14 protein-coding genes are annotated in these 12,670 nt (G+C 54.9%); 4 read left to right on the plus strand and 10 right to left on the minus strand.

Annotation, left to right across the window (positions count from 1 at the left end):
• Nucleotides 1–166 precede the first annotated feature (166 nt).
• The 5 genes from ACL2XP_RS04180 to ACL2XP_RS04200 form a co-directional block, all read right to left on the minus strand.
• Nucleotides 167–664, minus strand: coding sequence for a ferritin-like domain-containing protein (locus ACL2XP_RS04180; protein WP_413737306.1), 498 nt, complete (start codon nt 662–664; stop codon nt 167–169).
• Nucleotides 665–923: 259 nt separating this feature from the next.
• The gene (gene epmB / locus ACL2XP_RS04185) at nt 924–1,958 is read right to left on the minus strand and encodes an EF-P beta-lysylation protein EpmB (protein WP_413737307.1); all 1,035 of its coding nucleotides are present in this window, start codon (nt 1,956–1,958) and stop codon (nt 924–926) included.
• A gap of 489 nt (nt 1,959–2,447) precedes the next feature.
• Entirely contained in the window at nt 2,448–2,828 is a 381-nt protein-coding gene (locus ACL2XP_RS04190; protein WP_413737308.1) for a hypothetical protein, read from the minus strand.
• A gap of 312 nt (nt 2,829–3,140) precedes the next feature.
• Nucleotides 3,141–3,596: a DUF421 domain-containing protein gene (locus ACL2XP_RS04195; protein WP_413739080.1), complete on the minus strand. Its 456-nt coding sequence runs from the start codon at nt 3,594–3,596 to the stop codon at nt 3,141–3,143.
• A 9-nt stretch (nt 3,597–3,605) separates the two neighbouring features.
• A complete protein-coding gene (locus ACL2XP_RS04200) occupies nt 3,606–4,127 on the minus strand; it encodes a hypothetical protein (RefSeq protein ID WP_413737309.1) in 522 nt (173 codons plus the stop codon).
• A 250-nt stretch (nt 4,128–4,377) separates the two neighbouring features.
• Here ACL2XP_RS04200 and ACL2XP_RS04205 point away from each other — a divergent pair, with 250 nt between their 5' ends.
• A complete protein-coding gene (locus tag ACL2XP_RS04205; RefSeq protein WP_413737310.1) occupies nt 4,378–4,701 on the plus strand; it encodes a PTS transporter subunit EIIB in 324 nt (107 codons plus the stop codon).
• Between the two features lie 17 nt (nt 4,702–4,718).
• Here the strand turns inward: ACL2XP_RS04205 and ACL2XP_RS04210 are convergent, their stop codons facing one another.
• From ACL2XP_RS04210 to ACL2XP_RS04220, 3 genes are all read right to left on the minus strand, one after another.
• Complete coding sequence (locus ACL2XP_RS04210) at nt 4,719–6,371, minus strand: ABC transporter permease (protein WP_413737311.1); 1,653 nt, start codon at nt 6,369–6,371, stop codon at nt 4,719–4,721.
• A gap of 85 nt (nt 6,372–6,456) precedes the next feature.
• Nucleotides 6,457–7,389, minus strand: coding sequence for an ABC transporter substrate-binding protein (locus tag ACL2XP_RS04215; protein ID WP_413739081.1), 933 nt, complete (start codon nt 7,387–7,389; stop codon nt 6,457–6,459).
• A gap of 76 nt (nt 7,390–7,465) precedes the next feature.
• The gene (locus ACL2XP_RS04220; RefSeq protein ID WP_413737312.1) at nt 7,466–8,155 is read right to left on the minus strand and encodes an ABC transporter ATP-binding protein; all 690 of its coding nucleotides are present in this window, start codon (nt 8,153–8,155) and stop codon (nt 7,466–7,468) included.
• Between the two features lie 287 nt (nt 8,156–8,442).
• Between ACL2XP_RS04220 and ACL2XP_RS04225 the strand changes: the two genes are divergently transcribed.
• Nucleotides 8,443–9,489 (plus strand): SDR family oxidoreductase, encoded by a 1,047-nt coding sequence (locus ACL2XP_RS04225; protein ID WP_413737313.1) that lies wholly within the window; start codon nt 8,443–8,445, stop codon nt 9,487–9,489.
• 43 nt (nt 9,490–9,532) lie between these two features.
• Here ACL2XP_RS04225 and ACL2XP_RS04230 read toward each other — a convergent pair whose 3' ends face one another.
• Nucleotides 9,533–9,988, minus strand: a complete 456-nt coding sequence (locus ACL2XP_RS04230; RefSeq protein WP_413737314.1) for a hypothetical protein — start codon at nt 9,986–9,988, stop codon at nt 9,533–9,535.
• 437 nt (nt 9,989–10,425) lie between these two features.
• Here ACL2XP_RS04230 and ACL2XP_RS04235 point away from each other — a divergent pair, with 437 nt between their 5' ends.
• Entirely contained in the window at nt 10,426–11,064 is a 639-nt protein-coding gene (locus tag ACL2XP_RS04235) for an RpiB/LacA/LacB family sugar-phosphate isomerase (protein WP_413737315.1), read from the plus strand.
• A gap of 29 nt (nt 11,065–11,093) precedes the next feature.
• Here ACL2XP_RS04235 and ACL2XP_RS04240 read toward each other — a convergent pair whose 3' ends face one another.
• Complete coding sequence (locus tag ACL2XP_RS04240; protein ID WP_413737316.1) at nt 11,094–12,173, minus strand: LacI family DNA-binding transcriptional regulator; 1,080 nt, start codon at nt 12,171–12,173, stop codon at nt 11,094–11,096.
• Between the two features lie 272 nt (nt 12,174–12,445).
• Between ACL2XP_RS04240 and ACL2XP_RS04245 the strand changes: the two genes are divergently transcribed.
• The gene (locus ACL2XP_RS04245; protein WP_413737317.1) at nt 12,446–12,643 is read left to right on the plus strand and encodes a hypothetical protein; all 198 of its coding nucleotides are present in this window, start codon (nt 12,446–12,448) and stop codon (nt 12,641–12,643) included.
• Nucleotides 12,644–12,670: the final 27 nt, after the last annotated feature.

Consider the following 12,670-nt stretch of genomic DNA (forward strand, 5'->3'; position numbering starts at 1 on the left):
ACATGAATATGAAATTTTTATTCAGCACCCGTTTAGTGGTTACTCAAAATATTATCCATTTAGCGCTTATTCGTTCGTGATTAATTAGCGCCAAATAAAAAAAATAGAAAACCCGGCGTTTACTCCGGGTTTTCTATTTTATAAAATTATATTTTATAAAGTATGCTTATTTACTGCCTGCGCTGGCATTCACTTTTACATTAGCTAATTTAGACAATTTAACATCGGTGTTTTTTTCTTCCTGCAACGTTTCGGCCAGCAGCGTTTTCGCTTCGCTATAACCTAACAAGCCGGCGAGCGTAGCCAAGGTGCCATAGGTGGCAATTTCATAATGTTCGACTTTTTGCGCCGCCGCGATGAGACCTGCGTCACGTACCGGCCCTTTTTCCACTTCGTCGATAATTTCCTGGCCTTCTTCCACCAGGCCTTCCATTGCCAGACACTTCACGCGTTTAATTTTTACATTTGGCGTGGCTTCGACTAATTTATCAATTCTTTCTATCTGCCCATGAGTTTCTTCGAGATGAAGTTTAAATGAATCAATAAGCTGAGGGTCCGTGGCCGCACGGGCCATTTTCGGCAGTGCGCGGGTGATTTGTTTTTCGGCGCTATACACATCGGACAGGGCGTGGATAAATAAATCTTCCAGGGTTTTAATGTTCATTGCTTTCACCATCACGAGTTGAAGTTTTTAGAAAGATAGATTAACAGCTTATGATTAGCCAGCTGATAAAATAAGTCTAGACTACCGTTATGAATAAAACAAATCGTGAGCCATAGCGAATAATAAATTTCATAAAACAATGCATCACTTGCAGAATTATCAGGGAGTTGGCATGGGATTATCGTTAGCATAAAATAATCTGTCACCGAGCGATAGCGAGTTTTTTTATTTATCTCCCTGAGTTGACAAAAATAAGAAATTATCCCTGTGATAGGTCCAGTCCTAAATCCAGCGGCGTTTTACTGGGCTTGCCGCCGATTTCACGCGTCAGGCGCGGCACCAGATAGCCAGACACCTTGGTAAGCAGTTCTTGGATGAGGCGCACCGCTTCATTATCGCCCACCATAAAATGCGCCGCGCCGCTTACCTTATCCAAAACAAACAAATAATAGGGGAGGATACCTATATCAAACAACCTGTTGCTCAGGGCGGCCAGGGTGTCGGCATTGTCGTTGACCCCGCGTAGCAGCACGCTTTGGTTGAGCAGCGTTACCCGGGCGGCGCGCAGTTTGCCCATGGCGATGCCAAGCTCGGCGTCGATTTCATTGGCATGATTTACGTGCGTTACCATTACCACCTGCAATAACGATGACGATAGGATATGGCATAATTCGTCGGTGATGCGGGCGGGGATCACCACCGGCAAGCGGGTGTGGATGCGCACCCTTTTAATATGGGGAATGGCCTCTAATTTTTCTATCAGCCAGGCCATTTCGCGATCGTTCGCCATCAGGGGATCGCCACCGGAAAATATGATCTCGTCAATTTTTGGCTGCGAGCGAATATAAGCCATGGCATTGCGCCAATTAAGCTTGTTGCCGTGGTTTTTATGGTAGGGAAAATAGCGGCGGAAACAGTAGCGACAATTCACCGCGCAGCCGCCTTTAATCAATAACAGCGCCCGGTTCCGATATTTATGCAATAGCCCCGGCATAATGGGGGCGTGCTCCCCGAGGGGATCGCTGCTAAAGCCGGGGGTAATGATAAATTCTTCTTGGGAGGTCATTACCTGACGCAGCAGCGGGTCGTTTTCATTGCCGGCCTGCATGCGTTTGGCAAACGCCCGGGGAACGCGCAGGGGAAACAGGCGCCGCGCCGCGTTGTCGCCTTTAAACTGGGGATTATCGCTCAGGCACAGCAAAGCTAACAGTTCATCCGGGTCGGATATGGCTTCGGATAACTGCGTTTGCCAATTGTCCAATGGCTCAATTTGTTTAATATTTATCTTCAGCATTTATCTTTATCAGCAAGCTAATTGTTTATGACATGATGATTAAATATAACTCGGTAATCATCCGATTAAAAATGGCTGTTTCATTTTTTAAAATTATGCAAAAAAGCTAATCACGATTACTACTCTTTAAAATAAGGGGATGGGTCGACTGCGTTGTAGCTTAACATGTTTTTTTCATGGATGAAAAGATGTGTTTATTTTTGATAAATATAGCTTGCTTTATATATTAATGAACTGGGTAAAAATTATAAAAACTCATTAATATTTTAACGTATATATTTATGAAGTAACGGTCGTGATGAATGGAAATATTATTACGAGTTGCGGTAACGGTTTTATCTATGATTGCCGGGGGGTATTGGCGCTGGCGGCAGGACGCCCGGGCATAACCGGCCGGCAACTGCGTGGACGATACATTTACATTGGGCGTAAAAATAATTGGACATGAAGAGATGTTTAATCCGCAGCCATCGCCGGCAGGAGAATTGATTATTGTTCCTGAAAAACTCTTCGCCGTCGGGTCCGCCGAGGGCCTGATGATGAAATAAATAGCTGTCCCGATACGCGCTGTAGGATATCAGCATCGTCAGGCCCAGCAGGAAACCGGCCATGCGATTGGCGCGTGCCGACCGGATACCCCGTATGATGCAGCGCATGGTGTTGTAATTCCACGCCATGGGCGAACGCCGCGCCCAGGAGTAATTGGGGTATCAGCCGGCACGCGGCATTATCAATAATCATAATAGCGTAAATACATACCGCGACCCATGTTAGCCAGAGCAGGCATTTCGCCAGAGAGATCAAAAACCATTTTACCGGCTGAAGTTTACAATTTCTTAATGTTGATTTTAAAACCATTTTTATATCCATAATAAATACCCTCTGCAATTATAGTGATGACTGTTTTGATAATATAATATTGTTTTTATACTAAGCTAATTAAATGCCGTTAATATTAGATATTGAAATTGGCTGATTGCACAAGGTTATATAACAACAGTTATTAACTTCCTGTCAATACATCATCGCCATCATGTGGGTTACCGCTGGGCGGGAAAATTAATTACAGGGCAGGTTTTTATTTTAATGAATATATTAGCAAAAGATAACATTATAAATGCAAAGTAATGGCCGAGGTTGCCGATAGCGCCGGCGGCAGGGGATTGTCGCCGGTGCTGGCGATTAGCTGTCATCCTCTTTTTTGGGGATGATGGTTATCTTGCCGTTTTGCTCCAAAATGGCATAACGTATTTGGTCCAAATCCAATATGCCGTCTGATTTGCGTGCGCTGCTCAGCAGATCGTCATGGGAAATTTTGACTTTTTTCAGGCGTAGCTCCAATATTTTGCCCTCATCCACCAGCAGCAGCGGCGGGCCGTCCGCCGCCAGCCAGACGATATGGAATTTATCTTTCAGGAACGAGAGCAGTAAATCCAGGCCGATCAGGGTAACGATGGAAATCGTGGCGCCGGTTACCGAAAAATCTTCGCCGAGGATGGCCTGTTGACAGGCTTCGCTGATGATCAGTAATAAAATAAAATCAAAGCTGTTCATTTCCAGCAAGGTTCGGCGGCCCGAAATACGAAATACCACGATTAGAATCAGATAAATAAATGCCGCTCGTAATACCATCTCCATCATATTCTCCTAGGGATAAACCAATTGGCTAAAGATGATTTTTTCATTATCGGAGAGCGTAATGACATTGGTGAAATAACCCATTTTATTGGGTTTCAATGTGAGGTAGATACTATACCAGCTGTCCTTTTGGGTAATGGACTGTTTTATGTTTAACGCTTTGTTGCTGATAAATGACTCATCGGGCAACGGCTGAAGATACTCAATATCATAATTATCCAAAATGTCGCCGCTTAACCGCACATCGAGCGTGTTTTCTTTGCCGACCCGCACACGGATAATAAAATTAGTGTCGGTAGTATTACGGGCAAAGCGATCATATTCCAACACCATGTTGCCGCCGGGGGATGTGGTTGAGGCGTTACTGAGTATACCTTGTGAAAATAGGCCAAGACAGGCAGCGAAGATAAACAAAAATAGCAGCAGAAAACCTACTTTTTGCATTTTCCAGGCAAAAAGCTGAAAGCGCATATTTTCTTTTACCGGATAATCCCTACTGCGAAAGTCGTCGGGTAGTTGGTCGTTATCCATCTCCGTTACCTCGAAAGCCGATAAAGATAAGAAGAGAAATGCGTAATCTTCCCCGTAATTGTCAAGAAAAGTATAGGCGTAAAAACGCCGGCGGCAAAAAGTGTTTGGATCACATTTCTCCAGTACCCGGGCAGAATAGGCAGTATGCGGCGTAATTCATTCTTCCCGGCAACCGGCCATCGCGGTAGGATGTTCCCAATGCCTAATCGGTTGTGTGTGACAAACCCGAGTTATCTCTAAGGATGCATGAATGGTCAATATTAAAGAATTTATGCGGTTTTTCAGTGAAAAATTAACCCACCCTCATACCATAGCGCCACGCGACCCGGATATTGCCTCATTAATTACCGCGCTGGGCGAGCAGGAAAACATTGTTGATGTGGACGCCTGTATCACCCGCCTGCGGGTAAAAGTGAAGGATTTGAGCAAGGTCAATACCGGCGAGATCCAGCATTTAGGCGCGCTCGGCGTGGTGGTTATCGGGCAGGAAGTGCAGGCCATTTTCGGCCGCCAGTCCGACAATCTGCGGCGCGAGTTGTCGGAGCGTTTCGGCCTGGGCGACAGCAACGCGTAATCGTTACCGCGGGCGGTTCAGCGCTGCTGGCGTTGCAATAATGCCAGCGCCGCCCCCATCACCGCCAGGCTAAGCAGCATGGCGATACTGGCCATCGCCATGCCGTCCCCCACCGAACCCTGCTCGAATTGCCGCCAGACAAATACCGATACCGTCTGCACGCCGGCCGGGGAAAGCAGCAGCGATGTCACCAGTTCCCTGGAGGCCACCGCGAATACCATCAGCATCGAAGCCAGCAGCGCGGGATAAACCAGCGGCAATACTATGTAGCGTAACGCCCGCCCGGCGCTGGCGCCGTGCACCCGTGCGGCCGGTTCCAGATTGGCGCCGAGCTGGCGCAGCGCGGCGCCGGTATAGCGCACCGGATAAGGCAGCAACAGGCAGCTATAGGCCAGCAGCAAAATGGCCTGGCTATCATAGGGCGTCACCGGCCAGAACGGACGGTTCCAGGCCAATATCAGGCCGACCCCCACCACCACGCCCGGCAGCGCGGCGGGCAGCAATGACAACATATCGATAACGGACGCCGCGCGGCGTTTTTGGCCGGCGACCAGCCAGGCGGCTAAAAATCCCACCGCGCCTGTCAGCAAGGCGGCGCCCGCCGCCAGCCCGAGACTGGTGGCCAGCGCATCAGCCGCTTCGCCGTGCTGGGCAAAGATATTGCTAAAATGCCGCAGGCCCAGATTGGCCGGGGTTAACCCCGCGGAAATGGTTGAGGAGAAGGCGGTGGCCAGCATGGCCGCCACGGGGATCGCTACCGCCAGGCCTACGGCCAGGCCAAATAGCAGCAGTACCGGCCAGCGCCAGCCGCCGAGCGGGCGGCTGGGAATGGCGGCCGGCTTGCCGCTGGTGGTGGCCACGTCCCGGCCGCCGGTCAGCACGCGCTGAATGGCGTACGCCGTCAGGGCAATCGCCACCAGCAGCAGCGACAGCAATGACGCCGAGGGCAAATCAATGGGCCAGTCCGCCAGCCGTTGCTCAATGCCGACGGTCAAGACGGGCGCCCCGGCGCGCATACCCAGCGCCGCCGGTACGCCGTATTCTTCAATCGCCAGCGTGAATGCCAGCAGCAGGCCGGCGGCGATGGCCGGCATGGCCAAAGGCAAGGTGACGCGGAAAAATGCCCGCCATGGGCCGGCGCCGTGTACCCGGGCCACGTCGGCCAGCCGATGGCCGCTGGCGGCCATGCTGCGCGATACCGCGAAATAGACCACCGGGAAAATATTCAGGGTCATCACCAGGATCATGCCGGTGCGGCTAAACAGCAATGCGTCCAATCGCCATCCGGCCAGTTGTTCCAGATAACCCCGCTGTTGCAGCGCCAGCATCCACGATAAGCCGGCAATATAGGGCGGCGTCAGGAACGGCAGCAGGATCAGCAAATCCCAACAGCGCGCCAGCGGCAGGGCGAACAATCCGCGCAGCGCGCCCAAGGGGACGCCGATCAGGGCGCTGGCCAACGCCACGCCAAGCCCGGTTTGCAGCGTGCCGCCGAGCAGCGACGGCACCAGCGGATCGCGCAGCAGGGCGGGAAGGGCGCCAAACGGCTCGGCCAGCGAGCCGGCGGCCAACTGCGGGAAAATGGCCTGCAACAGCACAAACAGCAGCGGCAGCGCCACCAATATTACCAGCGTCGCCAGGGTAAACAGGGGCAGCATGATGTTTCGCATAACGCGGTTCTCAAGGTTGAACGACAGATGCGGGCGGGTCCTTGGCCGCGGGCCGGTACGCAATCCGCCCGCGGCCGGCCGCGCTTTAGCGCTGGCCGAACAGGGCGGCGAAGCGTTTAAGCACTGATTCCCGGGTGGCGGGCTGGGTTGCGGATTCCGGCAACAGCGCCAGGTCGCTGAACAGCGGCCGTTTGGCGCCGATATCGCTGCGGGCCGGCATTAGCCAGGCTTCCGCCACCAGATTTTGCCCTTCAGGGGAAAGTACGTAATCGATAAAGGCCTTGGCCTGGTCCGGCTGCCGGCTGGTTTTGAGGATCATCATCGGCCTGGGCGCTATCACCGTGCCGCTGGCCGGGAAGATCACTTTAATCGATTCGCCATCCTGCATGCTGCCGTAGGAGACATAATCCACCGCCCCGAACACCGCGGCTTTGGCCCCCTGCAAGACGGGGGTCAGCGCCTGGGCATTCGGCCCGGCGATAATCATGCCGTTGTTTTTTAGCTGCTCGAACAGCGTCCAGGCTTTTTCGCCGCCGGCATTTTGCAGCCCCATCAGCAGATCGAGGGAGGCTCCCGACAGCGCCGGGTCGGGCGTGGTCACTTTATCCTTAAACGCCGGCTGGGCCAGGTCCTGCCAGTCGCGGGGTTCCGGCGTGCCGCTGGCGCTGTTCCAGACGATGCCCAGGGCCGAGATGCCCTGCGCCACGTAGTAATCGGTTTTAAACTGCGCCGGCACCAGGGCGGCGTTCGGGCTGCGGTAGGCCAGTAACCAATCCCTTTGCCGCAGCTCTTCGGCGGTATCCCAGGAGGCGGAAATCAAAATATCGGCGCGCGGGTTGGCCTGCTCGGCGTCCAGGCGCGCCATTACCTTGCCGGTGGTGGCCTGGAAAATTTCGGTTTTTACCCCGGATTGCCGTTGATAGCCGGCCGCCAGTTTTTTGGCCAGCGAGCCGGGTCCGGCGGTGTACAGGGTCAGCGCCCGGGCCTCGGTGGTTATCAGGGCGGCGGTAAGGATCATGATGGTTAAGGCTCCTGTCTTGAGGCGGCTAATCAGGCCGGATTTCATCTGCTGCATAAGGGTTCCCCGGGATTGGTTAAACGGTGGTGAGATCGACGATATGTCCTTGGGACATAAACGCAATATGACGGGCCAGCAGGTGAGCTTCCGCGCGATCGTGCGTGACATAGACGGCGGTGGTGCCCAGTTGGCCGAGCAGTAGGGCCATGTCCCGGCACAGCGATTCGCGTAGATCGCGGTCGAGATTGGATAGCGGTTCATCGAACAGCAGTACCCGGGGTTCGGCGACGATGGCGCGGGCCAGCGCGACCCGCTGCTGCTGGCCGCCGGATAATTCGGACGGTTTACGTCCCGCGAAGTCGGACAACCCGACGCGCGCCAGGGCGGCCTTGACCCGGATTCGCCGTTCGGCCTGGCCGACCCCGCGCATATGCAGCGGGAAATCCACATTTTGCGCCACGCTCATATGCGGCCACAGGGCATAGTCCTGAAATACCATGCCGATATCCCGTTGCTCGGGAGGAACGCAGGTCCGTCCGCCGGCCATCAGCCGTGCGCCGAAATGGATTTCGCCTTGGGAGGGGTGCAGTAGACCGGCCAGCAATTTCAGCAAGGTGCTTTTGCCGCAGCCGGAAGGGCCGAGCAGGGCCAGGGTAGTGCCGGCGGGAATGCGCAACTCGATATCATTCAGCACCCGCTGGCCGTTGAATTGATGGCCCAGGCCGCTGATGTTGATGGCCGTGGCCGGCTCGCGGTTAACCGGCATAACGGGCTCCCGTCAAACGGCGGGAAAATAGGGCGCAGAACGAATACTCCGGCAATGACCATTGGCCGGGGATTCGCCGCTGCGCGAAGGACAGGCGGGCGGACATATTGTTATCCTCTTTGGGACTTAATCAAGGCTGGAGTATAGAGAAGGAATATGACGTTTTTATTGCCGTGCCAGCCGGCTTCGGTTTGCTCCGAAAAGCCCGTCGGGTATCAAAACAAACTGGTTGACCGCGAATATTGGCACTAAGGTATTGAGAGTGACATCACCAACGGGAGCAGGTAATGGTTAAAAAATACAACGCATTAGTGGTGGGAAGCAGCGGTATTATCGGCAGCGCGCTGGTGGAAACCCTGGCCGCCGACCCGGATTGGGACGTGCGTGCGATACGCCGCACCCCGGTCGCCGGCGTGGAGTCCCTGGATTTGGATCTTGCCGATGCGCAATCTACCGCCGACGCCCTGGCCGGCGCCGGCGGCATCACCCATGTGTTTTATACCGCATTGGCCCAGGCGGATTCCCTGGCCGAGGAAGAGCAAATCAATACCCTGATGCTGCGTAATTTGCTGGACGGCCTGGAGGCTGCGGACGCCCCGCTACAGCGGGTGGTGCTGTACCAGGGGGCCAAAGTTTACGGCGTTCATCTCGATAAAGCCCGGGCGCCGTTTTATGAGGACGCGCCGCGCTTTCTGGGGCCTAATTTTTATTACACCCAGCAGGACTTACTGACAGAGCGGGCGGAGCGCGATAATTTTAGCTGGTCGATTTTGCGGCCGGATGTCGTGGTCGGCGCCACGGTGGGCAATCCGATGAATATCGTGATGGTCATGGGGGTGTTTGCCGCCCTTAGCAAGGCGCGCGGGCTGCCCCTGCGTTTTCCCGGCTCCTGGGTAACCTGGAATCAGGTATTGGCCCAGGTTACCGATGCGCACTGGCTGGCGCGGGCCAGTATCTGGGCGGCGCTGGCGGATGGGGCGCGCAATGAGGCGTTTAACCTGGTGGGCGAACCCTTCCGCTGGGAGCGTATCTGGCGGGTGGTGGCCGACGAGTTCGCCATGGCCGTGGATGTGCCGCAGCCGATGATCCTCTCCATGATTATGCCCGCCCTGGCGGCGGAGTGGGACGCGCTGGCGGACCAACACCGGCTGCAAACCTTGCCCTACGACCGCCTGGTGGGCTGGGCTTTTGGCGATTTTGTTTTTAATTGCGAATTCGACATGGTGTCGGATATGGGGAAAATCCGCCGCGCCGGGTTTACCGAACCGGCGGATAATGAGGGCGCCGTACGGCGGGCGCTGCTGACGCTGCGGCAGCGCAAGATATTGCCCTGACCTGGCGCTATTGCCGCCGCCGTCACCCATGGCGTGGCGGCGGTCAGCCTGGCCTGTGGGCGCCGTCCCTTTGCCAGCCCGTAGCGTCCCAGCGAAATATCATCCGTTCGGCGCACGGCTCGTTTTCCTCATCCGACAGGAGATGGATCGAAAGTTCGGTTTCACAGTCCTTGAGACGGATGCCGGCATACAGCACCCTTAACAGCACATCGGCAATGCGGGGCAACCGGGCGTTATGCCGTTCCCACTGGTTGATAAACGCCGGTTCCACCCCCAGCTTATCCCCGAGCGAGCGCCGCGATAAATTCATTTCCTGGCGCAGAAAACGCATTTCCGCCGAGACCAGGCAACCGCGGCGGTTGATTAATAGGGTGCCGATCAGCCGATGCAGCGCGGGCAAATCATTAATCTGGGATAATTTTAAATCACCGGTACCTTCCTGTATATATCCATTGGCAAGCCAGACATTCGATAGCCCGCAAGCTATATACTGAAACATAACTTTTCCTTGTAATAAAACGTCCTGATTAACCATGACTTATAAACAAAGGCGCAGAGCTTGGCAAGCCCCGGATAATTCATTGATATATGTCATTTGATACAATAGGGGCGGTATAACTATGATTTTATCCATATCGCCAGGCACGATTAATTATTATTATATTTAGTCGGGAATACCAATCGAACTCCATTATTAATCAAATATTAATTAATTGATTATAAATACCATAATATCAATTTTACAATTAACCACCTGCTCAGGTTTCCGGCGGCCGGCTTCCCCCCAGATCTCGCCCAGAATGTGAGGTCAGTAAGTGATTTAGCCGCGGCAACATGCCATAATGAAAAACGAAACATCATTTCATTTTTTTACGACGGGCAACCTCGTCGTTACGTGATGTGATACCACTTTCAATAACAACGGGTTAAGACACCATGAAAATCGCTTTGATCAATGAAAATAGCCAGGCCGCCAAAAATGAGCTTATCGCCGCCACGCTCGGCAAAGTCGTAGAACCGCTGGGCCATCAGGTATTTAACTACGGCATGTACTCCGCCGACGATAAAGCGTCGTTGACCTATGTGCAAAACGGTATCCTGGCCGCGGTATTGCTCAATTCCGGCGCGGCGGATTATGTGGTTACCGGCTGCGGCACCGGCGCGGGCGCCATGCTGGCCTGCAACTCGTTCCCGGGGGTTATTTGCGGGCTGGCCATCGATCCAGCAGACGGCTACATGTTTGCGCAGATTAACGACGGCAATGCCATCTCCCTGCCGTTTGCCAAAGGTTTTGGCTGGGGCGCCGAGCTTAACCTACAGTATATCTTTGAAAAACTGTTTGAAACCGCCGGCGGCCAGGGTTATCCCAAAGATCGCGTCGTACCCGAGCAGCGCAATAAAAAGATCCTGGACGCGGTTAAAGCGGTAACCTACCGCGATTTGCTGTCCATACTCGCGGATCTCGATCAGGATTTACTCAAAGGCGCCGTCAGCGGCCCCAAATTCAAAGAGTATTTCTTCGCCCATTGCCAGGACCGGAAGATCGGGTCCTATATTGAAGGCTTGCTGGCCTGATAAACCGCTGCCCGCGCCCCGTCGGCGGCTTATTCCTCCGGCGGCAGCGCGCGGGTGCTGGCGCGATCGACCAGGGTAAACCCCACATCCATCGCCACCGGCGCGGCGCCCGCCGGGTCTTTTAGCCGTTCCAGCAGCGCGATGGCCGCCTGCCGGCCGATATGGCCGCCGTCGATCCTGACCGTGGACAGGGCCGGAAAGGTATGGGCGGCAAAATTCATATCGCCGAAGCCAATCACTCCCGCCTGGTCGGGAATCGTGATCCCGCGGCTGGCGGCTTCGGTTAGTACCCCATGGGCCAGGGTATCGGAGGTACAGAAAATCATTAACGGCTGGCGGCTGGCGCCGGCGGCCAAGGGCGCCAGCCGCGGCAATAATTTGCCCAGGCCGCGGCGCCCCTGTTCCAGGGTGGGCAGGCCGGTGAACGTTTGACGATCTACGGGGGCAATGCCCCGCTGCGCCAGATGCCGGATAAAACTATCGCTGCGCCGCATGCCGCGCGGGTCGTCCACTTCAATCAGGGCAAATTCCCGGTACCCCTGCGCCAGTAAATGCCGTGCTGCCCGCTCGCCGATGGTTTCATGTGAAAACCCCACCAGCATATCTATGGGGTCGTCGGTCATATCCCAGGTTTCCACCACCGGAATGCCCGTGGCCCGCAGCCGGCGGCGGCTGATCTCGGTATGGAGGGTACCGGTGAGGATAATGCCGTCGGGGCGGCGGCTGAGGATCACTTCCAGCAGTTCCTGTTCCTGGGCGGCCTCGTAGCCGGAAATGCCCAGCAGCACCTGATAATCTGCCTGCGCCAGCCGCGACGCGATAGCCTGGAAGGTGTCGGAAAACACCGGGTTGGCGAGCATCGGCACGATAACGGCAACCAGGCGGGTGCGATTGGAGGCCAGCGAACCGGCGATTTGATTGCGCACATAACCGGTCTCTTCGATGACCCGCAGCACTTTGAGCCGCGTGGATTCCTTTACCTGATCGGGCTGGTTCATCACCCGGGATACGGTTATGGGCGCCACGCCGGCAAGCTTGGCCACATCAAAAACGGTAACACCGCGGGTCGAGCGGGCGGTGACGGGATGGGCTTTTTTTGGCTTGGGCATAATCAAGGCTTAATCTGGCTCGAAAAAGAAATCGCCGCCAATGCTACAACGAAGGCGGTATCCGGGCAATCCAAACCCGCCAGCGCGGGGCCGGCGGCGGTAGATGCGGGTTATGCGTTATGGGCGCATGGCTAGCCAAAAAAATGCTTTCCAGCAGCGGTGTTTTGCGTTTATAACAGTACAACCGTCACAATCGGACGGTATGGTTGTACGTAACCCGGTTTAACGGGCCATGACAAGAAACCCCCTGATTGCCAGCCAGGAGTAACGCGATGATTGTCGATCGTCTGAAGCGTCTGTTCATCACGCCCCCGGAAGAGCCGGCCAGCGATATGTTTACCGGTTCCGATGCCGATGCGCTGTTCAGCGCCATGGGATGCGAAAATATGCCGGTTTATATCCCCGCCGAAGTATGGCAGCGGGTAAGCGATATGGAATTCGAGCGCAGCCAGGTTTATCGCCGCCAATAGCCGTCTTGCCAAGCAAGGCATGAGTCA

Origin of the sequence: Sodalis sp. RH21 (assembly GCF_047324175.1) — a bacterium.
GTDB lineage: Bacteria > Pseudomonadota > Gammaproteobacteria > Enterobacterales > Enterobacteriaceae > Acerihabitans.